The organism is Acinetobacter sp. ANC_7503, from assembly GCF_056780035.1.
This window is the reverse complement of record NZ_JBWYJA010000011.1, coordinates 22,264-46,015: the sequence shown is the minus strand read 5'-3', so window position 1 is coordinate 46,015 and position 23,752 is coordinate 22,264. Positions and strand designations below refer to the sequence as shown.

The 23,752-nt window shown below is 37.7% G+C and carries 24 protein-coding genes and 1 pseudogene; 17 read left to right on the top strand and 8 right to left on the bottom strand.

Annotated elements, in window-relative coordinates:
• Positions 1-14: 14 nt before the first annotated feature.
• Together AC1M9M_RS11940 and AC1M9M_RS11935 are read left to right on the top strand one after the other, a co-directional pair.
• Positions 15-656, top strand: coding sequence for a glutathione S-transferase family protein (locus tag AC1M9M_RS11940; RefSeq protein WP_481592182.1), 642 nt, complete (start codon positions 15-17; stop codon positions 654-656).
• A gap of 1 nt (position 657) precedes the next feature.
• The gene (locus tag AC1M9M_RS11935; RefSeq protein WP_481596436.1) at positions 658-1,269 is read left to right on the top strand and encodes an alpha/beta fold hydrolase; all 612 of its coding nucleotides are present in this window, start codon (positions 658-660) and stop codon (positions 1,267-1,269) included.
• 47 nt (positions 1,270-1,316) lie between these two features.
• On the opposite strand, the gene AC1M9M_RS11930 is transcribed toward AC1M9M_RS11935, so the two are convergent.
• The 3 genes from AC1M9M_RS11930 to AC1M9M_RS11920 all read right to left on the bottom strand — a co-directional run bounded on the left by AC1M9M_RS11930 (position 1,317) and on the right by AC1M9M_RS11920 (position 4,720).
• Positions 1,317-1,925: an SPOR domain-containing protein gene (locus AC1M9M_RS11930; protein WP_035268975.1), complete on the bottom strand. Its 609-nt coding sequence runs from the start codon at positions 1,923-1,925 to the stop codon at positions 1,317-1,319.
• Between the two features lie 132 nt (positions 1,926-2,057).
• Complete coding sequence (gene argS / locus AC1M9M_RS11925; RefSeq protein ID WP_481596435.1) at positions 2,058-3,848, bottom strand: arginine--tRNA ligase; 1,791 nt, start codon at positions 3,846-3,848, stop codon at positions 2,058-2,060.
• A gap of 269 nt (positions 3,849-4,117) precedes the next feature.
• Complete coding sequence (locus AC1M9M_RS11920) at positions 4,118-4,720, bottom strand: hypothetical protein (RefSeq protein ID WP_481587717.1); 603 nt, start codon at positions 4,718-4,720, stop codon at positions 4,118-4,120.
• A 297-nt stretch (positions 4,721-5,017) separates the two neighbouring features.
• Here AC1M9M_RS11920 and AC1M9M_RS11915 point away from each other — a divergent pair, with 297 nt between their 5' ends.
• The 5 genes from AC1M9M_RS11915 (at position 5,018) to AC1M9M_RS11895 (ending at position 13,749) form a co-directional block, all read left to right on the top strand.
• On the top strand, positions 5,018-6,718 hold the full coding sequence (locus AC1M9M_RS11915; RefSeq protein WP_481592185.1) for an NAD-dependent malic enzyme: 1,701 nt from the start codon (positions 5,018-5,020) through the stop codon (positions 6,716-6,718).
• 156 nt (positions 6,719-6,874) lie between these two features.
• Complete coding sequence (locus AC1M9M_RS11910; protein WP_481596434.1) at positions 6,875-10,264, top strand: type VI secretion system Vgr family protein; 3,390 nt, start codon at positions 6,875-6,877, stop codon at positions 10,262-10,264.
• 9 nt (positions 10,265-10,273) lie between these two features.
• On the top strand, positions 10,274-10,786 hold the full coding sequence (locus AC1M9M_RS11905) for a hypothetical protein (protein WP_481593730.1): 513 nt from the start codon (positions 10,274-10,276) through the stop codon (positions 10,784-10,786).
• Between the two features lie 5 nt (positions 10,787-10,791).
• Positions 10,792-13,209 (top strand): hypothetical protein, encoded by a 2,418-nt coding sequence (locus AC1M9M_RS11900; protein WP_481596433.1) that lies wholly within the window; start codon positions 10,792-10,794, stop codon positions 13,207-13,209.
• A gap of 3 nt (positions 13,210-13,212) precedes the next feature.
• Positions 13,213-13,749, top strand: a complete 537-nt coding sequence (locus tag AC1M9M_RS11895) for a hypothetical protein (protein ID WP_481596432.1) — start codon at positions 13,213-13,215, stop codon at positions 13,747-13,749.
• Positions 13,750-13,860: 111 nt separating this feature from the next.
• Here AC1M9M_RS11895 and AC1M9M_RS11890 read toward each other — a convergent pair.
• Positions 13,861-14,321: pseudogene (locus AC1M9M_RS11890) on the bottom strand (Dyp-type peroxidase); the annotation flags it as partial.
• A gap of 214 nt (positions 14,322-14,535) precedes the next feature.
• Here AC1M9M_RS11890 and AC1M9M_RS11885 point away from each other — a divergent pair.
• Together AC1M9M_RS11885 and AC1M9M_RS11880 are read left to right on the top strand one after the other, a co-directional pair.
• On the top strand, positions 14,536-14,784 hold the full coding sequence (locus tag AC1M9M_RS11885) for a hypothetical protein (protein WP_481596431.1): 249 nt from the start codon (positions 14,536-14,538) through the stop codon (positions 14,782-14,784).
• Between the two features lie 179 nt (positions 14,785-14,963).
• Positions 14,964-15,425, top strand: coding sequence for a hypothetical protein (locus AC1M9M_RS11880; RefSeq protein WP_481596430.1), 462 nt, complete (start codon positions 14,964-14,966; stop codon positions 15,423-15,425).
• 75 nt (positions 15,426-15,500) lie between these two features.
• Here the strand turns inward: AC1M9M_RS11880 and AC1M9M_RS11875 are convergent, their stop codons facing one another.
• Positions 15,501-16,421: a Dyp-type peroxidase gene (locus AC1M9M_RS11875; RefSeq protein WP_092767896.1), complete on the bottom strand. Its 921-nt coding sequence runs from the start codon at positions 16,419-16,421 to the stop codon at positions 15,501-15,503.
• 160 nt (positions 16,422-16,581) lie between these two features.
• On the opposite strand from AC1M9M_RS11875, the gene AC1M9M_RS11870 reads away from it, so the two are divergent.
• Positions 16,582-17,202 (top strand): LysE family transporter, encoded by a 621-nt coding sequence (locus AC1M9M_RS11870; protein ID WP_481596429.1) that lies wholly within the window; start codon positions 16,582-16,584, stop codon positions 17,200-17,202.
• A gap of 153 nt (positions 17,203-17,355) precedes the next feature.
• Positions 17,356-17,718, top strand: coding sequence for a hypothetical protein (locus AC1M9M_RS11865; RefSeq protein WP_481596428.1), 363 nt, complete (start codon positions 17,356-17,358; stop codon positions 17,716-17,718).
• Positions 17,719-17,735: 17 nt separating this feature from the next.
• Here AC1M9M_RS11865 and znuB read toward each other — a convergent pair whose 3' ends face one another.
• The 3 genes from znuB to AC1M9M_RS11850 are packed head-to-tail and all read right to left on the bottom strand — an operon-like array spanning position 17,736 to position 19,798.
• Positions 17,736-18,536, bottom strand: coding sequence for a zinc ABC transporter permease subunit ZnuB (gene znuB, locus AC1M9M_RS11860; protein ID WP_481596427.1), 801 nt, complete (start codon positions 18,534-18,536; stop codon positions 17,736-17,738).
• A gap of 3 nt (positions 18,537-18,539) precedes the next feature.
• Entirely contained in the window at positions 18,540-19,328 is a 789-nt protein-coding gene (gene znuC, locus AC1M9M_RS11855) for a zinc ABC transporter ATP-binding protein ZnuC (RefSeq protein WP_035268168.1), read from the bottom strand.
• A complete protein-coding gene (locus tag AC1M9M_RS11850) occupies positions 19,307-19,798 on the bottom strand; it encodes a transcriptional repressor (protein WP_035268172.1) in 492 nt (163 codons plus the stop codon). The genes znuC and AC1M9M_RS11850 overlap by 22 nt, the downstream gene beginning before the upstream one ends.
• A gap of 138 nt (positions 19,799-19,936) precedes the next feature.
• Between AC1M9M_RS11850 and AC1M9M_RS11845 the strand changes: the two genes are divergently transcribed.
• The 6 genes from AC1M9M_RS11845 (at position 19,937) to AC1M9M_RS11820 (ending at position 23,720) form a co-directional block, all read left to right on the top strand.
• Positions 19,937-20,779 (top strand): metal ABC transporter solute-binding protein, Zn/Mn family, encoded by an 843-nt coding sequence (locus AC1M9M_RS11845; protein ID WP_092767888.1) that lies wholly within the window; start codon positions 19,937-19,939, stop codon positions 20,777-20,779.
• 169 nt (positions 20,780-20,948) lie between these two features.
• Positions 20,949-21,341: an ATP synthase subunit I gene (locus tag AC1M9M_RS11840; protein ID WP_481596426.1), complete on the top strand. Its 393-nt coding sequence runs from the start codon at positions 20,949-20,951 to the stop codon at positions 21,339-21,341.
• A 111-nt stretch (positions 21,342-21,452) separates the two neighbouring features.
• Positions 21,453-22,328 (top strand): F0F1 ATP synthase subunit A, encoded by an 876-nt coding sequence (atpB, locus tag AC1M9M_RS11835; RefSeq protein WP_035268181.1) that lies wholly within the window; start codon positions 21,453-21,455, stop codon positions 22,326-22,328.
• Positions 22,329-22,408: 80 nt separating this feature from the next.
• The gene (gene atpE / locus AC1M9M_RS11830; RefSeq protein ID WP_035268188.1) at positions 22,409-22,663 is read left to right on the top strand and encodes a F0F1 ATP synthase subunit C; all 255 of its coding nucleotides are present in this window, start codon (positions 22,409-22,411) and stop codon (positions 22,661-22,663) included.
• Positions 22,664-22,701: 38 nt separating this feature from the next.
• A complete protein-coding gene (locus AC1M9M_RS11825; protein WP_035268191.1) occupies positions 22,702-23,172 on the top strand; it encodes a F0F1 ATP synthase subunit B in 471 nt (156 codons plus the stop codon).
• Between the two features lie 11 nt (positions 23,173-23,183).
• Positions 23,184-23,720 (top strand): F0F1 ATP synthase subunit delta, encoded by a 537-nt coding sequence (locus AC1M9M_RS11820; protein WP_481596425.1) that lies wholly within the window; start codon positions 23,184-23,186, stop codon positions 23,718-23,720.
• Positions 23,721-23,752 lie beyond the last annotated feature (32 nt).

Genomic DNA, 23,752 nt, shown 5'->3' with positions numbered 1-23,752 from the left:
AATTAGGTGGTCTTATGCTGACATTACATCATTTAGAAAAATCACGTTCTTCAAGAATTATTTGGGCGCTAGAAGAATTAGGTACTGAATACCAAATTCAACATTATAAAAGATTGCCAACTTACGCCGCTCCACCAGAATTGAAGAAGGTTCATCCTTTGGGGAAATCACCAGTGATTACTGATGATAATTTAGTGATCGCAGAATCTGCGGTGATTTTAGACTATCTGGCTGATCGCTATGATACACAGCATCAATTTAAACCCCAGTCACAGCCTGATTTAACACAATATCAGTATTGGATGCATTATGCTGAAGGTTCATTAATGCCACTTTTAGTGATGACCTTAGTTCTCTCGTTTGTACCTCCTAAAGTACCTTTTGTGATTCGACCAATTGCCAATAAAATTATTGATGGGGTGAGTGATGGATTTATACAACCGCGTCTCGCTGAACATATTGAATTTTTAGAACAGCATTTGGCGCAACATGAATTTTTTACATCTCAGTTTTCATTTGCAGATATCCAAATGAGTTTTCCCTTGATCGCGATGGATGAACGCTTAAATGGAAAATATCCGAACATTCATGCCTATGTAAAACGCATAAAACAAAGACCTGCTTATCAGCGAGCGGTTATCAAGGGTGGTGATTAAGATGGCGGATCAAGCAGTGAAATTAATCTTCCTGCCCGGAGCATCTGGCAGTACTGCATTTTGGAAACCTGTTCAATCACATTTTGAATCTGAGTACGACACGCATATCATTGCTTATCCCAGTTTTGGTGAATATCCTGATCATCCACATGTAAATTCAATGTCAGATTTACAAGATTATGTATTTGATCATCTTCAACACCCAAGTATTCTGATCGCTCAATCTATGGGTGGGGTCATTGCTGTTCAAGCAGCATTGAAGTATCCAAAATTGATTCAAGGTTTAGTGCTGGTCGCTACGTCAGGTGGCATAGATTTAACACCATTTCATGTTAAAGATTGGCGTGCAGAATATCAAAATGAATATGAAGTGCCGCACTGGTTTATTGATGATGAAACCAAATTAGATGAACGGCTTGCTGAAATTGAATGTCCTGTACTATTAATCTGGGGCGGAGATGATGACATTAGTCCTGTCGCAGTAGGTGAGTATTTAAATCACGCTTTTAAGTATTCAGAGCTGAATGTGATCCCGAACGGACAACATGATTTAGCTAAAGTTTATGCGTCAGAGTGTATTTCTTTTATCCAACGCTACTTAGCAAAATTTTAGGTTTGCTCTAGACTAAAAAAGGATGCTAATCGCATCCTTTTTTATGATTATCGTTTTACAACGATTGAATCAATACCGCTGTGTTGTAGGGTTTGCTGAGCGATAACAGCTGCTTCTTGAGAGTCATAAGGTCCAGAGACAACCCGATACCAGGTTTGACCGCCTTCCGTGGTTTTAATGACATCTGCAGATAAGCCGTTGAGAATAATTTCAGCACGACGTGCATCAGCACTATCTGGATCTGGATAACTTCTGACTTGTAAAAGGTAGCTACTCGCTACGGGTTGAGGTTCTGCATTTTCAATCAGCTCACCCTCTGTCGTTGTAGCATCAGCAACCACAGGTGCTTCCACGATGACAGGTGCGGTGTTCACTTGCTGATTTTCAGGTACAGCTTGATCGGGGATTGGAGTCACTTGTTGTTGAGGCAATAAATCGTAGAAGCGATAATCTTTATTCGTATCTTCTTGATAATGTTCAGATTGAATATCATTGCTTTTTGGTTGGACTGGCGCCCACGGTTTCCATAGCATTAAGGCTACGGCAAAACTCAGTACAATTAAAATCAGAACAAGCATACCTAACCATTTTGGTATTAATGGTTGTTTAGGTTTGTTAGGTCTTTCTGATACACCACGCTGCGTTTTTCCAAACACTTGGAAACCTCTCTTATTTTAAGATCATGCAATGGAAAATTGGATTACCATCACATGGAGTTTTTATCTCATTTTTTTCAATAATAAAAGTCTAAAGAGGTGAATCTTTTAAAAAGATTCACCTTCGATGACTTACATGCTTTCAGGTGCAGAAACGCCTAAAAGCTCTAAACCATTTTTCAAGACTTGACGAACATTTACCGATAACAACAAACGTGCTTGGGTCAGATCAGCATCATCACCGAGTACTTTATTTTCGTTGTACCAACCATGGAACAATGCTGCAAGTTCTTTTAAGTAGTTACCTACTTGATGCGGTTCATGGCTGTTTGCAGCACGTGCAATAATTTCAGGGTATGCTGCAAGTTTTGCTAAGATTTCAGTTTCAGCTTCTAATTCAAGCTTTGCGGCAAAACCACGCGCAGTGGTCGCATCGAAGTTGATGTTCAAGCTGCTTGCTTTTTCTAGCATACGACAAATACGTGCATGAGCATATTGAATGTAATACACCGCATTGTCTTTACTTTGAGAAACCGCGAGATCTAGATCAAAGTCGATGTGCTGTTCAGACTTACGCATGACATAGTAGAAGCGAGCAGCGTCGTTGCCGACTTCTTTACGTAGATCACGCAATGTGACGAATTGACCTGAACGAGATGACATTTGAACCATCTCACCACCGCGCCATAGGCTGACGAATTGTACTAATAACACAGTCAGTTTTTTTGAGTCATATCCCATCGCATCAATCGCTGCTTTTACACGTGCGATATAACCGTGGTGGTCTGAACCCCAAATATCAATAATGTCAGTATAACCACGCTGAAGTTTATTCAGATGGTAAGCAATGTCAGAAGCGAAGTAAGTGGTTTGACCATTACGACGTTTTACAACACGGTCTTTTTCATCACCAAATTCTGTTGATTTGAACCAAATGTTGCCATTTTTCTCATAGAGGAAGCCGCGTTGATCAAGTGTTTGTAATGCTTCTTCAATTTTTTCAGTCAATGATGCTTCACTAAACCATTGGTTGAAAGTCACACCAAACTCACCAAGATCATCTTTAATATCATCAAGAATTGCTTTTAACGCAGCTTGATGAAAAACGCGATAACCTTCACCTATTAACGTCTGCGAGTTAAAAATTAGACCATCAATGTGTTTTTCTTTATCGCCAGAAATTACAACCTTGTTGCCTTCGGCATCAAGTTCTTCAGCATACTGCACATCTTCTGGCACATCTTTATAAACATCAGCTACAGGGCGAACATATGCATCGCCGTCTTGATCAATAATGCTTTGTGCAATTTCTTTAACGTAATCGCCTTGGTAAGCATTTTTAGGGAATACTAATGTTTGACCAGTTAACTCAAGGTAACGTAGATAAGTAGACGTCGCTAAAATGTCCATTTGACGACCAGCGTCATTCACATAGTATTCACGATCCACTGTAGCACCAGTTGCTTCAAGTAAATTCGCAACCGTCATGCCATATGCTGCGCCACGACCGTGACCCACATGTAAGCTTGATGTCGGGTTCGCAGAGACAAACTCAACTTGGATTTTTTTCGTAGCATTAACTTGCGTACGACCAAAATCATTAGCTTGTGCCTGAATAGCATCAAGAACAGCAAAACGTTGGTCTGCATTCAAGAAAAAGTTGATAAAACCAGGACCAGCGATTTCCGCTTTACTGATATCCGCAACTTCTGGCAGTGCAGCAAGAATTTTTTCTGCTAAATCACGAGGCTTCATACCTGCAGCTTTAGACGCGATCATTGCGATATTGGAAGCGAAGTCACCATGGCTTCGGTCTTTGGTTCGCGTTAAGTTTCCGCTGTTGTTAAAGTCAGATGGGAGGACCCCTTCAGCTTGAAGAGATTGCACTGCATGATCGAGAGCTGCTTGTATTGCCGTATTCATAATTTATCGAAAAATTAATGTCGCAGAAAAACGACAAATATAGCAAATTTAGCGCTCATTAGCGAAGCAGATTTGCGTTGAATAAAACTTATCCGACATAAAAAATAATAAAATAAGTTTTTTTAATCACTATGCGCTATTTGCAGAATTAACGATGATGAAATTAATCTTTTACATCTAATGCATATCGATGATTGAATTGAGCCTGATTGTCTTTATCTCATTTAATGTGAATTTAAATAGAAATCAGGCAATTTTATGACTCGAAATTAAGCCATACACGTGACAGGCTTATTTAGTAATTCTGCTTTACCATTTTGGAAAGTGTATAACTTAGATGCATGGAAGATTTTAATGGTTTTGGCCTTTTGAGCAGCAGTTTGAAATGTCGCTAATTTTTTTTGATTCGTCAAACTAAAAGGATTTCCGTAATTCTTATTGTCGAGTAGTACTTGGATCGTTCCAACTTCAGGCTGAAGACTATTTAAAATTTCTGATCCTTCCGCATTTTGTATGCTGAGACTTGGTTTTTGGACACTATTCTTACAATTTAAACGCAGGAACAGCATGTGACCATCAACAGCTTTGTTTTGTAAGTCATAAATTCCTTGAAGGTCATTTTCGATATATACCCACTGACCAATCGGCATATTTTGTTTAAGTTTCTCAATTTGCTCGAGTGTGGTTTTACTAATATCGACAATGCCTTTTTTATCAATTTCAGGGGTTTTATCAGCGCGTGCTAAACCCACCATTGAAAGTGCTTTATCACCGACCTTTGAAGTCGTTTCAGTGATAGTTTGGCAACCCGTTACATTTAGCAGTGAAATAATAGTTAATGGCAAAATGGCAATTTTAGCTGTAATTTTCATGTGGATCTAATAATGAAGTAAAAATACGATTGAATCCGATATTAGCTGAATCGTTCAGATTAGTTTGCAAAAAAAAGTTAATAAACATGAATAATACATTTGAAATGTGACAGTTTTATCTATTTTTCTATCAATAGAATGATGGATTGAAGTTATAAAATTTAAAAATACTGCCAATATTATTATCAATTTTATAAATATACATTTGTCTTCATTTCGGCTTAAGCTATTTCTTAAATAAATGGTAAAAATGAAATGAAAAGGGTCTGAATTTAGGCCTGATCCATGAGATTAGAGATGACAACTGAACACACTGAAGTAAAACACCCTCTTTATACCCCTTATGCTGGCTTTACTTTGCTTGAACTACCTCTTCTTAATAAAGGCTCTGCGTTCACTGAGGAGGAGCGAGCAAGTTTTAATCTCAATGGTTTGCTGCCTCATGTGATTGAAACGATTGAAGAGCAACACCAACGTTCATATCAACAATTTACGTCATTTCATGACGACATTAATAAGCATATTTATCTGAGAAATATACAAGACACCAATGAGACTTTGTTTTATCATCTCATAGAAAATCATTTATCAGAAATGATGCCGATTATTTATACCCCAACGGTAGGTGAGGCTTGTCAACGATTTTCTGATATTTACCGCCGTCATCGTGGTGTATTTATTTCATATCCTGATCGTGCCAACATTGACGATATTTTACAAAATGTGAATAAGAATAACGTCAAAGTCATTGTAATCACAGATGGTGAACGCATTCTTGGTTTAGGTGACCAAGGGATTGGTGGGATGGGAATTCCAATCGGAAAATTATCTCTCTATACCGCATGTGGTGGTATTAGCCCAGCTTATACATTACCCATTACATTGGATGTAGGAACCAATAATGCACAGTTGCTAAATGATCCAATTTATTTAGGTTGGAATCAGCCTCGTATTAGTGGCGATGAATACTATGACTTTGTGGATGACGTACTTCGTGCTATTAAACGCCGTTGGCCAAAAGCTTTGATTCAATTTGAAGATTTTGCTCAAAAAAATGCAATGCCATTGCTGGAAAAATATCGTGATCAATATTGTTGTTTTAATGATGATATTCAAGGCACTGCTGCTGTTGCAGTCGGTAGCTTAATCGCAGCAAGTCGAGCTGCAGGAAAACAATTACGTGACCAGAAAGTGGCATTCTTGGGTGCTGGTTCAGCGGGCTGTGGTATCGCTGAGCAAATCATTGCGCAAATGGTGGCTGAAGGTTTGAGTGATGCTGAGGCAAGATCACGAATTTATATGGTCGATCGTTTTGGGTTATTGACCGATAATCAACCAAACCTTTTAGATTTTCAGCGTAAACTGGTTCAAAGTTCAGAAAATGTATCCGCGTGGGCTGATGCGGAAGGCATCATTTCATTGCTAGATGTTGTAAAAAATGCACACCCGACTGTGTTAATTGGTGTCTCTGGACAACCGGGTTTATTCACTGAAGAAATTATTCGAACTATGGCATCCAATTGCGAGCATCCTATTGTATTACCATTGTCGAATCCAACGTCGCGTGTAGAAGCTGTACCAGCAGATATTATTCAGTGGACGGACGGTCGCGCTTTGATTGCAACTGGTAGTCCATTTATGCCTGTTAATTATCAAGATAAGCTACACAATATTTCTCAGTGTAATAACTCTTATATTTTCCCAGGGATTGGCTTAGGGGTGATTGCTGTGCAGGCAACGCGTGTTACAGACAATATGCTGATGGCATCAAGTATGGCGTTAGCAGATTGCTCTCCAAAATTGCAAAACCCTGACGACGACTTACTTCCTGATCTTAATGATTTGCAGAAAGTCTCCCGAATCATCGCGTTTAAGGTTGCAAAAGCGGCAATTGAGGATGGTGTTGCTTTGCCATTGAGTGATGAGCTGATCGAAAAAAGTATTGAAGATAATTTCTGGAAGCCTGAATATCGCCGTTATAAGCGAATTCCATTTTAAAAAAACTTGAATTTTCAATATAAATTCATTGGAAATAAATAGGAATCAATGCGTTGGTTCCTATTTTTTGTTTAGAATAATTACAATATTTAAAAGCAAGATTGAGCGGAATACGCTACAATTTTCAAAAATCATAATAATAGCTTTAATCATTCTATGCTCAATAATATCAATTCAATTATAGAAGGCTTGGGTCTTAGCCCGCAAAAGCGCGCCTTACATATTAAATTTTCTAATCCAATATTAGATAGCCAAGTTTTCATTCAACGAATTCAGGGTCAACACTTTATTAATCAAGGCTTAAAAGCTGAAGTATTATGCTTATCGACGAATGCGCATTTACAACTTAAGCAATTCATTGGTTGTTTAGTGGCTGTCGATCAAGTTACGGATCTTGGAAAATTAGCTCGGACTACTGGGATTGTGACAGGGGTGAGCCAAGGTCAAAGTGATGGAGCGTTGACCTTATATAAGTTGACTGTTGAAGATGCAACTTCACTTTGGCACAAACGCCGTAACAGTCGCGTATTTATGAACAAATCCGTGGTTGATATCACTGAGATTATTTTTAAAGAGTGGCAGACGAAAAGCGTGTTATTTAGTACCGCTTTGAGTCTGTCAACGGCGGGTTTAAAAGCATCATATGATATACGTCCATTTGTGATGCAAGCCAACGAATCAGACTATGATTTTCTAACACGCTTATGGCGGAGTGAAGGCATTAATTGGTTGATTGATGAGACAGATCAAACTGTGCCATTCTCAGCGAAAGAAATTCAATCACAAAAATTAAGGCTAATAGATGAAAATAGTCAGTACGAGCCTTTAGATCGACGCACGCTCAGATTCCATCGCAGTCATGCAACAGAACGTTTTGATACGATTACCAGCTTTATTGCTCAACGCTCAATACAATCTACAGCAATTCAGGTACAACGTTGGCAGGGCGATATACTTGCGCAAGATCAAGATGATTATCAACTCAGTGCTCATCAACATAGTGACCAGTTGGATAATGAAACCTTAAGTCTAGAACAAGCATGGACTGTGAGTCCTGCTTGGATTGCTGATTTAAAAGGTGAAGATCAAGCCACTCTATCAAACAATTCACAACTGCAAAAACTGAATACACAACTCAATCAATACCAAGATTTGCAGGCTAAATACTTTACTGCGGTGAGTAGCGTTCGAGATGCCAATGTTGGGTATTGGTTTGAATTTATGGGGCATCCAGAAATAGATCAACATCAAGGGGTAGATCGCCAATTTATTATTTTAGGAAAACATTTTTTTAATCAAAATAATTTACCTAAAGATTTAAATAATCAAATTGAAACATTAATTGATTTGAGTCGTTGGAAAAAGACAAAAACAGATGAGCGTTTATCTACAGAACTGAGTTTAGTGCGCCGAGCTATACCTATTGTTCCAGAATATGATCCATTGAAACATCGTCCAGTTGCTTATCCTCAACGGGCAAAAGTGGTTGGTCCTGAAGGTGAAACGATCTATGTGGATCAATGGGGACGTATTAAGGTTCGCTTCGTATTTACACGTAATGATGATCATCAACATGATGGTGGTGCAGGGTCGAATGATAATGATACAGACTCTGCATGGGTTGATGTTTTAACTTCTTGGGCTGGGGAGGGGTACGGATCAAGATTCCATCCACGTATAGGTGAAATCGTAGTCATTGATTTCTTTGATGGAAATGTTGATCGACCTTTCGTTGTTGGGCGTTTACATGAAGCAGAACGTCATCAAACCATGTTTGATGTTAAGGGGCAGTTACCGGACACCAAAAAACTGAGTGGGATTCGTTCGTCTGAAGTTGGTGGTTCTGGATTTAACCAACTCCGATTTGATGATACGACAGGACAAATTAGTACTCAGTTGCAAAGTAGTCATGCGGCAACTCAATTGAATCTGGGTAATTTGAGTCATCCTAAGGATAAGGAAAAAAGTGATGGACGTGGAGAAGGATTTGAGCTGAGAACTGATGCGTATGGCGCTGTTCGTGCAGGGAAAGGAATGCTCATTACGACTTATGCACAAGAAAAAGCAATTGCTGATCATCTTGAAGCTACACAGGCTCAATCTCTGTTGAGTCAGAGTGAGCAGAGTATGAAAGTGCTCAGTGAAATTGCAGTAAAACAACAATCGGATGCATTAAATGTAATTAGTAGATTACCTAAATTTATTCAATCATTAGAAATCAAAAGTAGTGCTCAAGCTTTGCAGTCTACAGTGAATTTATTTAAAGAGGGAATAGCGAAGGATCCATTAAATGCACTGAAAGATTGTGGTGGTTTTATTAAGGATATTGGTACTTTAGGTGGTAATACTGCTGGAATTGTGGATGAGTTTAATAGTTACTTTGAGCATGCTCAAGAAGCGGTTGATAATCTCAAGGAATTTATTGATAACGTACAAGAATATGGTTCTGAAGCGATAAAGAGGAAATTTGAAAGTATTAAAAATGGGATTAAAGATAACCCATTTCAAGCACTTCAAGATGTGAGTAAAGCAATTTCAAGCGTTGACTTGAATATGGAAGATCAGCTTGTGTTATGCACTGGTTTTGGTGGTGCAAACAAAAAAGATGATATTAATCCAATAAAAGCCTTAAGCACACTGACAGGTTTTATGGAGGGATATACTCAAGGATTAGAAAATAGTTCTGATCAAAAAAAACAAGAGCAAGGGCGTTTATTTAGACAGGCACTCATGCTTTTGGCTTCACCCAATGGGATTGCATTAACAACGCCTGAGGACATTATTCTTCAAGCATCACAAGATATTGCGGAGAGTGCACAGGGTTCAATTAATTTAAGTGCGCAAAAAAATATTGTAGGGCACGCTCAAGACAAGATCAGTTTGTTTGCTGCACAGAAAGGATTTCGAGCGTTCGCAGCTAAAGGTAAAGTTGAATTACAAGCGCAAGATGATGCGATTGAAGCAATTGCACGTAAGGTGATTAAGCTTATTTCAACCGAAGATAAAATTGAAATTACCAGCCCTAAAGAAATTGTACTGACCGCAGGTGGCTCGCAACTCAAGATTAATGCTAGTGGAGTATTTAGCACGACGGGTGGAAAATTTGAGAGTAAGGCAGGGCAACATTTGTTTACGGGTGGGGCAACTGTAAATGCGCAATTACCTAAGATGCCTGAGAGTGGGATATTTAGTAGAAGATTTGATTTTAGTGAACTAATTTCAAAAGAACTTTTAAAGAATGACTATAAATATAAAGTCATTAATCATGATAAAAAGACAGAATATATAGGTTTTCTTGATGAAAATGCTCGCACAGAGAGAATCTTTAGTGAGAACCCTGATAATGTTGAAATAGTACTATTGGGTAAATCTGAGGATGAATCAGATAAGTTGCTTCTAATTGAGGAAGAATTTACTCAAGATAAAAGTGATAGTTCAGATGAAGCATGTTGTGGAGGGCATGATGAAGATGATCATGACTATCATGATGAAGAATTTAACGATGAAAGTGATTTAGAAGCTGATTTCAACAGTTTTGGACTTTAAGGTGGATTTATGAAAAAACTAAAAAAAATAATGACTATGTTCGTGTGCTTAAGTAGCCCAACACTATATGCTGAAAGTTCGAAAGAGTGTATGAATTATTGGAATCAACCAATAAAAAAGATCACGGTATTAGAAGAAGTTGAATGTGATCATATCTGGGATTTTGGTAAAAGTAAAAATAGTTTGAATCGCTTCAAAGTGGTAAATAATTTAAATCTTAAAACAACTAATACACAATGGATGTCAACAGGGCAGTGTCAAAAAGTATCATACAATAAAAAACAGTTTAATATTTACAATTCAGAGTACAAAGAATATGGGCACAATATTTGGCTAATTTACGATGACAAAAATGCTTTTGCATATTTTAGAAAAGTGAATAGTAAAGATCAATCAGTGGAGGTGAGTTGTGCTCAAGAGGGGGCGGACACAAATTTGAAATTTATACTCAATACTTATTTAAAAAATAATACATCTGTAAGTATGCAAAAATATAAAGCAAATGATTGGTATAAAGAGTAATAAGAATGAAAAAAACAATAACTTTTAAAGATGGGACAACTAGAACGTTTGAAACAAATTTGGAGGGTTTTATTCAAGCTGTAAGTTTTAAAGAATCTTCATCAGATTTGTCTTTGCCATTAAGCAATCCAGTCAATATAAGGTGTGCAAGAAAAGTAAACGAGGCAGGTTATTTGGGCCTATTTCAATGGGGAGAGTCTGCTCTGTATGAGCTGGGGTATTATTTAGGGGATAAAGGAATTTCCTATGATGATATTAAAGATGCAAGAAGAGGATCTGCTTTACACAATAGTTGGAAGAGTCAATTTGACTCTAATAATTGGTCGGGTAAGTGGTCAGGTAAAAGAAATATAAATTCCAAATCTGATTTTTTAAATAATCCTAAGGTTCAGTATGAGGTTATCAAAGAATGGATTGGTTATTTATGTAAACAAATAAGAAATAATAATTTAAATGAGCATTTTGGTAGAACGATTCAAGGCGTTGAAGTCAATGAGTCTGGAGCAATTGCTGGGATGCATTTGGTTGGTATAGGAGGTTTGGGTGCTTTTTTAGGGTTTTCAAAATTTTCTGGTGAAAAACAAACGGATGGTAATGGAACACATATTAAGAAATATATTCAAGACTTTGGTGGCTTTGATCTGGAGCAGTGCTGTAATCGGAAAATATATATAAATTTGAAGGATAAAAATGATAATGTATTACCAGATAAGGAAGTTACAATTGTCTCAAAATATTCTGGAAAAAGTTTTTCTGGTGAGACCAAAGTTAAAATAAAAAGCGATGAAAATGGATATCTTCCTGTCATTGTTAGGCATCCATCAACTGAAATTAAAATTGTGGCTGATGGCAAAGAGTCAAATCCTATTGTTCAGAAAGCTGACCAAAAACAACGTGCAATTTTAAAGGATTTTGAAGTTTCAAAATTTCCAGCAACCTTAGAGCAAAATAGTACTCCTCAGCCTAAACCTCTACCAAATAAAACACCTCAACAAGTAAGAAATGAGAAAAATCAATCTGAAGCTAAGCAAGAAGGAGCTGCTGAAAATAACAAAGATATTAGTTTCAATATTCAAATTGTAGAGGGTGATACAGGGAAACCAATCTCTAATATGAATTTTTTTCTTACATATAAAGCAAATCAGAAAAAACATACAGCGAATGATCAAGGTATTAAGCAAGGTATTATTGCTGAAGTTGGACAAGACATAGAAGTTTCAGTTTCAGGTGAAGTAGGAAATCAAAAAATACATCACTTTAAAGTCGAACAAACTTTGTCTAATCAGACAGTTAAAATTAAGTTACCAGTTCAATCTTTCAAAATAATTGTAAAAAAAGACAATAGATTGGTGCCGAATTTGCCAATAACATTATTTTATAGAGGGCGGGAGATTCCTAAAAAAACTAATGCATTAGGTGAAGTTTCTGTAAAAATGCTAGTTGGCTTTGTATATGGATTTGGTACTAATAGTAAGTCTTTTATTAAAGTAAGGGCGATATATGGTAATACATCGCGAATATTTCGAATAAATGAAGGTTTTGAAAAACTTTCTAAACAAAATACTACAACTCAAACTAAACCGAATAATCAACAAACAAATTCAGGATCACAACCAAATAATACAACAACTCAAACTAAACAAGCTGAAGTAAAGCAGGAAACACCGAAAGCAATACAACAAAATACGCATACAGAAAACGGTGGTAAGCCTTTAACTAAAGTTAGTAATCAGTCCCCACCTACAAGTGATACAACGCGTTATCACATTTATCATGATGGGAAGATTAAAAGAGAGAACAAATCAGCTACAGGTTTCGCAGAATATATTTATTATGATTCTACAAGTAAGTCTCATAATTTAGGTAAATCAAAATATGTTGTAGCAAAAAGATGGTCTTCTAAGGGCGTCTTAGGCAGTGGGAATGTTTATTTAATCGATGTAAGACATTTTCAGAAATATCGCTCAGGTGTAGTCGGTTATAAAATGTTAATGAATTCTGGGCAGCAACGATATTATTTAGGTGGTATAGAGTTAGCAGCATTTTTAGGAGCACTATGCAAATCTGGGTATGATGACATTTCCTTTAATGGTTTTAGCAGAGTCAATGGTGATCCTGGTGAAAGTAAATCTCATATTAATGGTGAAGCAGGAGATTTGAGATATTTAAGAACTGATAAGAAGGCTTTATCGGTTATTTTACAAGATGCTAATTATGACCATGAAAGAACTTTAAATTTGATTAATAACTTTATAAAATTTGGCTGGGGTAAATCAAAAAAAATGCTAAGTGAGTATTTCACAAACTCTAAGGCCGGAGTCAAAAGTAATTATATTTTCCCAAATTGCAATCATTTAGCTAAACCAAGGCACAATAATCACCTTCATTTACAAGGGCTGTCTCCAAATCTAGAGGATATTTAATTTATGAAAAAATTATATTATATTTTTTCTATTTTATTATGTTGTGGTTGTTCAAATAGTCAAAGTAATTCATCTGATTTACATAGTATTAAGAGTAAAGAAAATGAATTAAACGGTATTAAAATAGGAGATAATTTAGACGCATTGAAGAGTAGATTTAAGGGGGATATAATTATTCAAAAATATAGTGATATGACTGACTTAAAAGAATGTCAAAACAGAAAAAATATTTTAGTTAATAATACTCTTACTAGTGTTGATGTTGATAATAATGAAATTGTCACCTCTATTCATACTCGAGATGTTAAAGCGGTTGATGCTAATAATATAAGTATTGGTAAGGGTGAAATTAATGTTGCGAAATTAAATAATAATATCAAACCAAAAAAAGTTTTTAGTGGGGATGAATCACTAGACCTATTTTTATATAAAATCCCTATGAAAGAAAGTAAAGGATATTTTATATATAATATCGATAATAATAAAATTGAGTCTATCTCAATTGAAAGCTTTGATCACATTTCCTGTAATTTGGAATGATTTGAAGTTGAGTCAAAATTTTCAAATCTAGTTTTAAATTTTAGAAATTAAAAATGAAATACTTTTTTAAAGTTAAATCTTAATAAAGCCGACTCTCGTTGGCTTTATTGATTAAACTTCTAACAATTCTTCAATCGGAGCAAATAGTATGCTCCATCTAAAGGCGCAACAAAGTGCAATAAACGATCATGAATACCATCGCCACTAGTTCCAAACATACGTGTCAGCATGCGATTAATACGGGTTAAATCTTTCGTATAAGCGATAAAATATAAACCTTGATCGCCGCGGCCATCCCCATATGGCAAAGAGTGGCGAAGAATTTCAAGCTCCTCACCTTCATCATCTTCAACCACGGTGCGAGCCACATGTGCATTGTCAGGTTTAACATCGTCATCAAGCTCAATGGTTTCGAGTTTGGTGCGCCCAATCACTTGCTCTTGTGCATCAACTTTAAGTTTTTTCCATTTATCTAAATCATGACGATAACGTTGAGCAAAAACGAATGAGCCATCAGTGAAAATTCCTGCATCTTTGACTAATAAAGCTGTTTTAGTATGATCATCTGGAAATTATTTATACAGTCGATACTGAAAATAAAACTGTAACAATTTTAGCGGCTATAGGCTTTGTTGGTAGTGCTGAAGAAAGATTCAATACAGAAAATGGTGGTTGTGTGTAGAAGGGGTGCAGTAGAACATCTGTTTATACGATTTCGGGTAAAGCTTTGGCATCTCATGCTGGACGGGTGGGATATTTTAGACCCAATATAAGTGGAAAGAGAATATGAAAAAAAGTACAGTAGTTATTTCTATCATGGTATTAGCAGCTTGTACTGCTAATGCTGATAAAAAAGATTTAAATAATGTTCAGTTAGATAGTCTATTGACTTGTTATGGTGAGAATACTGAATATACAAATTTGGATGGTTATTATTATTTGCCAGATTATGGCTGTATATATAATGGTAAGACTAATAAGCTTGGGAATGCATTTGTTTTTTTGATTCCAAGTGTGGATAAAAAAAAGATCTAAATTACAAGAGTATAAAAGCAGTTAAGGAAAAAATTATTTTTTTAATTCCAAAAGATAATTTAGTTAAGACAAATAATTCCGATTCCAATTATATACCTAAAGCAAACTATAAATTTAAAGTTTTTTTAAACTCTGGGAAAGGTTGGGTTGAGAATAGTCAAGTTTCTAAATTAGATCAAATGAATGATTTTGTTGAAAATAGGGTTTTATCTTATAGCGGTGCTTTTTTAAAAAGAAAAATGGATGTTAATAAAGATGGGGTTGGTGACTATATTGAGGTTTTAGGCGGAAAATATTCGTTGAAATCAATTGTTATTAGGGATGGTCTTAATAATAAAACATTATGGAAAAATAATATTTTATTTGATGATGGTTTTAATAATTGTCAATATAGTGAGTTTAAGAATATAGTAATCAGTGAAAATAATTTTACATTAGAGTATAATACTTGTGCAGATAACTCTATGTTAGGTCATAGATATACAACATTTAGAGTCGACTCTAAAAATGAACCAGTTGTAATTCAAGATAATTATTTAGTTAATGAATTAAATGGAAAGGACAATAAAAAGCCTAAAAAAATAAACTGCATGTCTAATTCAAAGGTTTTTTTCTCTACTTATAGAGGGCGATGTGGTTAGGGGAATTGTTAACATATATTTGTATGTAACTACTACCTCCCCTATAAAAGCCGACTCTCGTCGGCTTTCTATTGTTTAATCTTCCAATACCTTTTCTAGCAACTCTTCACTTGGGGCAAAATAATAAGCTCCATCTAAAGGCGCAACAAAGTGCAATAAACGATCATGAATACCATCGCCACTAGTTCCAAACATACGTGTCAGCATGCGATCAATACGGGTTAAATCTTTCGTATAAGCGATAAAATATAAACCTTGATCGCCGCGGCCATCCCCATATGGCAAAGAGTGGCGAAGAATTTCAAGCTCCTCACCTTCATCATCTTCAACAACGGTTCGAGCCACATGTGCATTGTCAGGTTTAACATCGTCATCAAGCTCAATGCTTTCGAGTTTGGTGCGCCCAATCACTTGCTCTTGTGCATCAACTTTAAGTTTTTTCCATTTATCTAGATCATGACGATAACGTTGAGCAAAAACGAATGAGCCATCAGTGAAAATTCCTGCATCTTCACCTAGTAAAGCTGTTTCAGCACGATCATCTGGAAATTGAGGGTTTTCGGTGCCATCAATAAAACCAGTTAAATCTCGACCATCAAAATTTCGGAAGCACACGCGCTCATCTAAAACCTCAACCAAATCCTGAATTCCTTCAAAAAAAGCTTGGCTTAAGGCAAAGCAAATATCAGTACGCTGTGCTGCGATATGGATTAAAACATCAGCAGGGACCACAGGCATGGTGAAAGAGCCTTGAATTGGTTCAAGCTGTTTAAAACCTTCTGGTTGGTGAGGGTAAAGTTGTGACCAAAGTTCTGGTCCAAAAGCCACCGCAGTTTTAATTTGAGCATGAGGATGTTGAGTAATTAAGCGATCACGAGTCGTAAAGAGATCTTCAAGTTTTTCTTTTAGTTGATCTATTGATAAATCTTTTAAACGCAAAGTGATAAAGCGAGCATGATCTGAGGGTAATGGTAAGATTACGGATTGGGAAGTCATTCATGGCTCCTGAAATTATAATATCCTAATTTTGCTGATCACATTGTGCCTGATCATCATAGTGCTGAACAGACAGACGTTTAAAAAAACATTCAAATTTTAAATCTTAAAAAAGTCGAATTGTCATATAATCTCATCAAAATAAATCTCCCAAATCGTTATGTCTTATCAAATGTGGTTTGCCTACATGCTTGCATGTTGGGTTATTAGTATTTCGCCTGGTGCAGGTGCTATTGCATCTATGTCTAGTGGTTTGAATTATGGATTCAAACGAGGTTATTGGAATGCAATTGGTCTGCAGCTTGCACTTTTGGTTCAAATTGGAGTTGTCGCTGCGGGAGCAGGCGTACTTTTTGCTACGACTCCTTTGGCATTTTTGATCGTCAAATGGTTTGGGGTTGGGTATTTATTATATTTGGCATATTTACAGTGGAAAGCCCCAGTGCAGTCCATAGAAATTCAGTCTGATTTAAAGCAAAAGTCAGCGATGAAGCTAGTAATCAGCGGTTTCTTTGTCAATATGAGTAATCCAAAAGCAATTGTATTCTTATTGGCAGTATTGCCACAGTTTCTGGATCTTTCAAAGCCTCAATGGCCACAATACCTCATCATGGCTTGTACAATGATTGCTATTGATCTTATCGTTATGGCTGGATATACAAGTCTTGCAGCGAAGGTATTGCGTTTACTTAAATCACCTCGTCAACAAAAAGTGATGAATCGTACCTTTGCAGGTTTATTTGCAGGTGCGGCTTTTTTATTGAGTTTAGTGCATCAATAAGACACAATAACATAACGAATGAGGGTTATTTTATTGAAAATTATAATATTAATTTTGACTATTCTGTTGGGGCTCGGCTTAATTTAAACTCCCTATATCTGGGCGTATTTTTATTTACAGCCTGAAAGTGTGTGGGAATGGATCAAGTTTGTGATGTGGGGCGCGGGTGTTGGCATATGCGCCACATTTGGTCTTACAGTGATTTTAACTTTGATCACCACCCTTATAAAAAAAATGATTGTGGATGATACTTCGCAATATAAGATGTTTTTCAAACAAATGGTTTATTTGATGTGGATCAATGTGGTCTTATTTATCACGGCTGCAATCGGTTTACTATTCGAATGGTTGCCTTTCTATATTGTTGAATATTGGTTTATGCCTGAGACCTTTTTTGGCTTTTGGCATGTGATATGGATAAAAGGCCTCATTAATTTATTGGTTATGGTGGTTTTTTTATTCTCTTGTTATATCTTTCTCTGTCTTCATAAATATTTTATAAAGAAGCAAGATTAATGAATAGCCCAAATAAATCAGGCTATTTTTTTTAATTTTTGAATGATAAAAATCACAGCAAATACGATTGCCATGGTTAATACAATGCTTAAACCTGTCGCAATATTTAAACCTGCACTCGACCATAAGCCCACAGTCACACCAACTTGAGCCACAATAAAAGACCATAGCACCATGTGTTTAGGTGAATGTGCTAAAAGTCTTGCGGTTAATGCAGGTATAACCAATAAAGCACCCATGAGTAATGAACCTACTGCACGTAACGCTAGTACTGTAAATAAGGCAAGAAGCAGCATAAAAATAAGGCGCTGCCATTTCGCATTCACACCTTCACTTACCGCAATATCAGGATCAATCGCAATTTGAATTTGAGATTGCCAACTTTTATAGAGCACAGAGAGTGCAATGACAATCACCACTGCAAATGTCGGTAAGTCGGACCAAGATATTGTTAAAAGATCGCCAAATAAATAACTCAGCAACTCAGGTCTTAGCGCAGGGAGGTGTTGGATGACCAATAGTCCTGAGCAAAGCAGCGTTGCTGAACATAACGCAAGTAATGCATCGTTGGGCAGGCGAGGATCATGCAATACCCAAAGGACTGCGACCAAGAGTAACGCGGTAAACGTAACCCCCATCCATAAGGGGAGGGTGAGTAAGCCAGCAATCGCCACACCCAAGAGAGTTCCATGCGCCATTGTGTCTGCAAAGAATGACATACGGCGCCATAACATAAGACAACCGAGCGGTGCAGTTAGAAACACTAATAATGTTCCCATAATCCATGCGGGTAATAGAAGTTGTAACCATTCCATCATGATCTAAGCTTCCGGTTCTGGATGAATATGGGGGCGAGGATCGTGTTGACATGGCGTTGCTGTATCACCATGTGCACAATGATCGTGATGATGTTGGTAGAACACTCGATTAGTGCCGAAAATAGCCTGATACTCAGGGTCTTGTTGAATATTTTCAGGCAAGCCGCTACAACATATATGTTTATTGAGGCATACCACACGCTGTGTACCTTGCATCACCCACTGCAAATCATGAGAGACGATTAAGATCGAGCAGCCGTAGCGCTCAGGTAGACTTCGAACATAATCATAAAGTTCAGCTTCAGATTGAATATCTAAACCTTGCATCGGTTCATCGAGTACCAATAAGTTGGGTTGGCGCAGTAGAGCGCGTGCTAAAAGTACACGCTGGCGTTCCCCACCAGACAGCTGTTGGACTTTCGAATCTTGTAATTTTATGATCCCAGTATCTCGAATAATTTCTTGTTTAATCGCAAGATCACACTTTTCTAAATCGAGTAAATCTTTCACTCGAAGTGGCAAGCTGTGGGATGGATTGAACTTTTGAGGGACGTAAGCAAGCTTTAAGGCTTTATGATGTTTAATTTGACCAGAATTGGCCTTCACAATTCCGAGAATCACTTTGATAAGCGTAGATTTACCCGCCCCATTGGGACCAATGAGGGTAATAATTTCTTTGTCATGAATCTGAAAGTCAACATTCTTTAAAATGTCTCTTTCATCAATTCGCACATTAATTTGCTGCAGTTCAATTAATGGCAATGCAGAACTTACTGAGAGCACTGCTGACATAATCCTGAAATCTCAATAATGCTATGTTGAGCCTGAAAATGATCAGAGGAAGCCAATTGATCAAGTTGTTGAATCAAACCAAGAGCTGAAGCCTCTTTCACTGTATTGCATTTAGAGCAAATGAGAAAAGCGGCTTGATGTCCAGCACGAGGATGGCAACATGGAATATAGGCATTAATTGAAGTTAAACGATGAATAAAACCTTTTTCGAGCAAAAAATCGAGGGTGCGGTAAACAGTTGGAGGTGCTGCTGGACGTTCAGCATTACCTTTTAATTTCGCCAACAAGTCATAAGCGCCCATAGGCCCTGAGGCCGTTAAAATTAACTCTAAAACTTCTTTGCGAAGCGGAGTCAATTTAGCGCCTGAAGCAGCGCAGCTTGCTTCAGCTTCTAATAAACGAGCTTCAACATTCGGGTGATCATGCACACCGTGTAAAGTATCATGATGTTCGTGTGAACATGCGCTCATGGACTGACCTCAAGACTTCGAAAAGGGAAGGGGATATCTCATAAATAGTATCATGAGACCTTGCAACTTACGAACAGCATAGGCATTTTTAACTGTTTGTTATATTATAACGTCAAAATTCGAGTGGTAATTAATTTCATGTTGCGTCTGCTAGCACTATGCTTTACAGCATTATTCACAACCTTGGCTTGGGCACAAGCACCCTTGGTGGTTTCGACACACCCAGTGTATTTGATTGCAAAAGAAATCACTCAAGGTATTGAAGAACCAAAATTGTTGCTAGAAAATCAAACAGGGCATGATGTTCATCTGACCCCTGCGCACCGTAAATTAATTCAAGATGCAGGATTGGTTATTTGGCTTGGTAAAGCGCATGAAGCGCCATTAGAGAGTATTTTGGCGAAAAACTCTAAAGCAGTTGCCTTATTGAATACAGGAATATTGCAAACATTGCCGCTTAGAAATAGTCGAGGGGACGTAGTAAAAGGAACTGTCGATACTCATGTATGGTTAGAACCAAATAATGCAGTTCGTATTGGCTTTTTTATAGCGGCATTACGCTCACAACAACAACCTGAGTTTAAAGACAAGTATTGGAGTAATGCTAAACTTTTTGCACATGAGATGCTGAAAACCTCACAAAGTGTAAAACTCAATCATGGTGTTCAGCCGTATTGGTCATTACATGATGCATACCAATACTTGGAGCGTGCGCTGTTGCTAAAATTCGCTGGTGCGATGACAGAAGACCCACATATGGCACCTACAATTGCTCAAATCAAATATTTAAAAGACAATCGCCCACAGCAAAAGATGTGTCTTTTGGCTGAAACTGTAGCTAATAAGAACCAATATAAGTCTCTAGGTCATGTGAATTTTCTCGCAGTTGATGAGAGTTTTGCTAAACACCAGAATTTTATAACAGCATGGCAGACTCTAGCGATACAAGTACGTGCATGTGTAGAAAAAGCACAAAAGTGATGTAAAAACAGCCGATAATTGTATAAGTGCTCAGCAATAAACGATCTAAAAATACCAGACTTAGGTCGGGAAAAGATTGCATGTTCAGGGGTGTAACTCTATAATGCCTGCGATTAAAAATAATCATCAGCTAAACTTGTCAAGCATTATTGCTGTGAGTGGATAATAAATGAGCCGAACTAGTCGCTTGATTGACCGACGATTAGCGAAAGCTTTAGTCATCTTGCAAGCATGTATGATACCTGTTTCAGCCTTGATAGCGTGGGTCTTGAAAGACTCGACTGCGGCTTTGAGTGCAGCATTAGGTGCACTCGTATGTTGGCTAGCCAGTTGTTATTTTTCATGGCAGTCGTTCAGAGCTGCAGGTGCAAGAGCTTCGAAACAGGTTCTATCGAATATGTATCGGGGGTTGCTCGGTAAGTTTGGAATTGTGATTGTTGGCTTCATTTTGATTTTAATCAATGTGAAACCGTTGTCAGCGGTCGCATTGTTTTGTGGTTTCATACTCGTTCAGACCATGTCGTGGGTCGCACCTTTTTGGGCGTCGCGTCTATCAAAATGAGTTGAATTGCAACGAAAAATTGAAAAGTTTTTTAGATGTTTAACGAGATATCAAGCAGCACGCGATATTCGTTAACTCTAATTTGTATTTGACATTAACCAGGTGTGATTTATGGCTGCTGAAGAACATACCCTTACCTCGTCTGAGTATATTCAGCATCACTTAACGAACATGACCTATGGTAAAGCACCAGATGGTACGTGGAAGTTAGCTGAGACTGCTGAAGAAGCGAAAGAGATGGGGTTCACTGCTATTCACTTGGATTCTATGGGTTGGTCAATCGGCCTTGGCGTCATTTTCTGTTTGTTGTTCTGGTTAGTAGCGAAAGCTGCAAACTCTGGTGTTCCGACCAAGTTCCAGGCTGCAATTGAAATGATCGTTGAGTTTGTTGACTCAAGTGTTCGTGATACCTTTCATGGTAAATCACGTTTAATCGCGCCTCTAGCTCTTACCATCTTCGTGTGGATTTTCCTCATGAACTTGATGGACCTTATCCCTGTTGACTGGATTCCTTATACAGCTCAACACATAATTGGTGGGCTATTCGGTATCGACCCGCATCATGTTTACTTCAAGATCGTTCCATCTACTGACCCTAACGTAACCCTTGGTATGGCGTTATCAGTATTTGCGTTAACTATTTTCTATAGTATCCGTGAAAAAGGTCTTGTCGGTTTCGGTGCAGAATTTGCGCTTAACCCATTCAATCCAAGTAACCCATTTTTAAAAGCATTATTAATTCCAGTAAATATTCTTCTTGAATTAGTAACTTTTATCGCGCGTCCAATTTCATTGGCTCTCCGTTTGTTCGGTAACATGTATGCGGGTGAATTGATCTTCATTTTGATCGCATTATTACCGTTCTGGATTCAATGGGCGTTGTCTGTGCCTTGGGCAATCTTCCATATTCTTGTTATCACGTTACAAGCATTCATCTTCATGATGTTAACGATCGTGTATATGAGTATGGCTAGCGAGAAGCATTAATTAATATTTGCTCGACTACACTATGTAGTTGGGCTAAAGTTTTTTTGTTTGATTTAAACTCAACCTCTGAGGATTTTTTCATGGATTTAGTAGTTGGCTTATCTGCTGTTGCAGCTGCTCTTTTAATCGCGTTCGGTGCTTTAGGTACTGCGATCGGTTTTGGTCTTTTAGGTGGTCGCTTCCTTGAAGCTGTTGCTCGTCAACCAGAATTGGCTCCACAACTTCAAACTCGTATGTTCTTAATCGCGGGTCTTCTTGATGCTGTGCCTATGATCGGTGTTGGTATTGGTTTGTTCATTATCTTTGCAAATCCGTTCATCGGCCTAGTAGGTTAATTAGCTAAATTCCGAAATCAACTATTTGAGGAATAGCAATGAATATTAACTATACTCTGTTTGGTCAAGCGATTGCGTTTGCGATCTTTGTCGCATTCTGTATGAAATTCGTTTGGCCTCCACTAATCAATGCGATTAGTGAGCGTCAGCGTAAAATTGCTGATGGCTTAAATGCAGCTGAAAAGGCGAAAGCTGATCTTGCAGATGCGCAAGCTCAAGTTAAAGCTGAATTAGATGCAGCGAAAGCACAAGCGGCTCAATTGATCGAACAAGCGAACCGTCGTGCGGCTCAATTGGTTGAAGAAGCTCGTACTCAAGCATCTGCTGAAGGTGAGCGTATTCGTCAACAAGCGAAAGAAGCTGTTGATACAGAGATCAATGCTGCTCGTGAAGAATTACGTCAACAAGTTGCAGCTCTTGCTGTTGCTGGTGCAGAGAAAATTCTGAACCAACAAGTTGATGAAGCAGCTCACAATGCCATGCTTACTCAGCTGGCTGCTAAACTTTAAGCGAGGCGATTATGGCTGAACTCTTGACGTTAGCACGCCCGTACGCTAAAGCAGCATTTGCTTTCGCTTCTGAGCAAGGTGCAACTGACAATTGGTCAAATGTGTTACAAGTGCTTAGTGCTGCGGTGCAAGATGAAGCATTTTCCGCTTACTTGAGTCGCCCTGAGCTTACTCCTGTGGAGCAAGTAAGTTTATTTGCTAAGGTTTTAGGTGCAGATCAAACTACTGAAGTGTCTAACTTTTTGACACTTTTGGCTGAAAATGATCGTTTAACTTTGTTACCTGAGATTGAAGCAGAGTACGAACTTCTTAAATCACAAAATAACAATGTGGTAGATGTCGTGATTGAATCTGCATTACCACTTTCTGCTGAACAAGAGCAATTACTTGCATCTGCGTTAGAGAAACGTTTCAACGCAGCTGTAAATGTTTCAGTAGAAATTAACCCAGCGTTAATCGCGGGTGTTGTTATTCGTGCAGGCGACCAAGTGATAGATGATTCTGCGCTTAATAAGCTTGAAAAAATGCGGACTCGTCTTCTTGCATAATTGCGTAAAAAGAAGACTGAACTTAATAAAGA

What these genes read in the sequence shown, in the direction of transcription:
- AC1M9M_RS11895 (WP_481596432.1), top strand. Translation starts at nt 13,213, where the DNA reads ATGAAAAAATTATATTATATTTTTTCTATTTTATTATGTTGTGGTTGT.
- AC1M9M_RS11850 (WP_035268172.1), bottom strand. Translation starts at nt 19,798, where the DNA reads ATGAGCGCATGTTCACACGAACATCATGATACTTTACACGGTGTGCAT.
- AC1M9M_RS11825 (WP_035268191.1), top strand. Translation starts at nt 22,702, where the DNA reads ATGAATATTAACTATACTCTGTTTGGTCAAGCGATTGCGTTTGCGATC.
- AC1M9M_RS11875 (WP_092767896.1), bottom strand. Translation starts at nt 16,421, where the DNA reads ATGACTTCCCAATCCGTAATCTTACCATTACCCTCAGATCATGCTCGC.
- AC1M9M_RS11920 (WP_481587717.1), bottom strand. Translation starts at nt 4,720, where the DNA reads ATGAAAATTACAGCTAAAATTGCCATTTTGCCATTAACTATTATTTCA.
- argS (WP_481596435.1), bottom strand. Translation starts at nt 3,848, where the DNA reads ATGAATACGGCAATACAAGCAGCTCTCGATCATGCAGTGCAATCTCTT.
- AC1M9M_RS11900 (WP_481596433.1), top strand. Translation starts at nt 10,792, where the DNA reads ATGAAAAAAACAATAACTTTTAAAGATGGGACAACTAGAACGTTTGAA.
- AC1M9M_RS11840 (WP_481596426.1), top strand. Translation starts at nt 20,949, where the DNA reads ATGAGCCGAACTAGTCGCTTGATTGACCGACGATTAGCGAAAGCTTTA.
- znuC (WP_035268168.1), bottom strand. Translation starts at nt 19,328, where the DNA reads ATGTCAGCAGTGCTCTCAGTAAGTTCTGCATTGCCATTAATTGAACTG.
- atpE (WP_035268188.1), top strand. Translation starts at nt 22,409, where the DNA reads ATGGATTTAGTAGTTGGCTTATCTGCTGTTGCAGCTGCTCTTTTAATC.
- AC1M9M_RS11910 (WP_481596434.1), top strand. Translation starts at nt 6,875, where the DNA reads ATGCTCAATAATATCAATTCAATTATAGAAGGCTTGGGTCTTAGCCCG.
- znuB (WP_481596427.1), bottom strand. Translation starts at nt 18,536, where the DNA reads ATGATGGAATGGTTACAACTTCTATTACCCGCATGGATTATGGGAACA.
- AC1M9M_RS11845 (WP_092767888.1), top strand. Translation starts at nt 19,937, where the DNA reads ATGTTGCGTCTGCTAGCACTATGCTTTACAGCATTATTCACAACCTTG.
- AC1M9M_RS11865 (WP_481596428.1), top strand. Translation starts at nt 17,356, where the DNA reads ATGTGGGGCGCGGGTGTTGGCATATGCGCCACATTTGGTCTTACAGTG.
- AC1M9M_RS11915 (WP_481592185.1), top strand. Translation starts at nt 5,018, where the DNA reads ATGACAACTGAACACACTGAAGTAAAACACCCTCTTTATACCCCTTAT.
- AC1M9M_RS11820 (WP_481596425.1), top strand. Translation starts at nt 23,184, where the DNA reads ATGGCTGAACTCTTGACGTTAGCACGCCCGTACGCTAAAGCAGCATTT.
- AC1M9M_RS11880 (WP_481596430.1), top strand. Translation starts at nt 14,964, where the DNA reads ATGAATGATTTTGTTGAAAATAGGGTTTTATCTTATAGCGGTGCTTTT.
- AC1M9M_RS11905 (WP_481593730.1), top strand. Translation starts at nt 10,274, where the DNA reads ATGAAAAAACTAAAAAAAATAATGACTATGTTCGTGTGCTTAAGTAGC.
- atpB (WP_035268181.1), top strand. Translation starts at nt 21,453, where the DNA reads ATGGCTGCTGAAGAACATACCCTTACCTCGTCTGAGTATATTCAGCAT.
- AC1M9M_RS11940 (WP_481592182.1), top strand. Translation starts at nt 15, where the DNA reads ATGCTGACATTACATCATTTAGAAAAATCACGTTCTTCAAGAATTATT.
- AC1M9M_RS11885 (WP_481596431.1), top strand. Translation starts at nt 14,536, where the DNA reads ATGAAAAAAAGTACAGTAGTTATTTCTATCATGGTATTAGCAGCTTGT.
- AC1M9M_RS11870 (WP_481596429.1), top strand. Translation starts at nt 16,582, where the DNA reads ATGTCTTATCAAATGTGGTTTGCCTACATGCTTGCATGTTGGGTTATT.
- AC1M9M_RS11935 (WP_481596436.1), top strand. Translation starts at nt 658, where the DNA reads ATGGCGGATCAAGCAGTGAAATTAATCTTCCTGCCCGGAGCATCTGGC.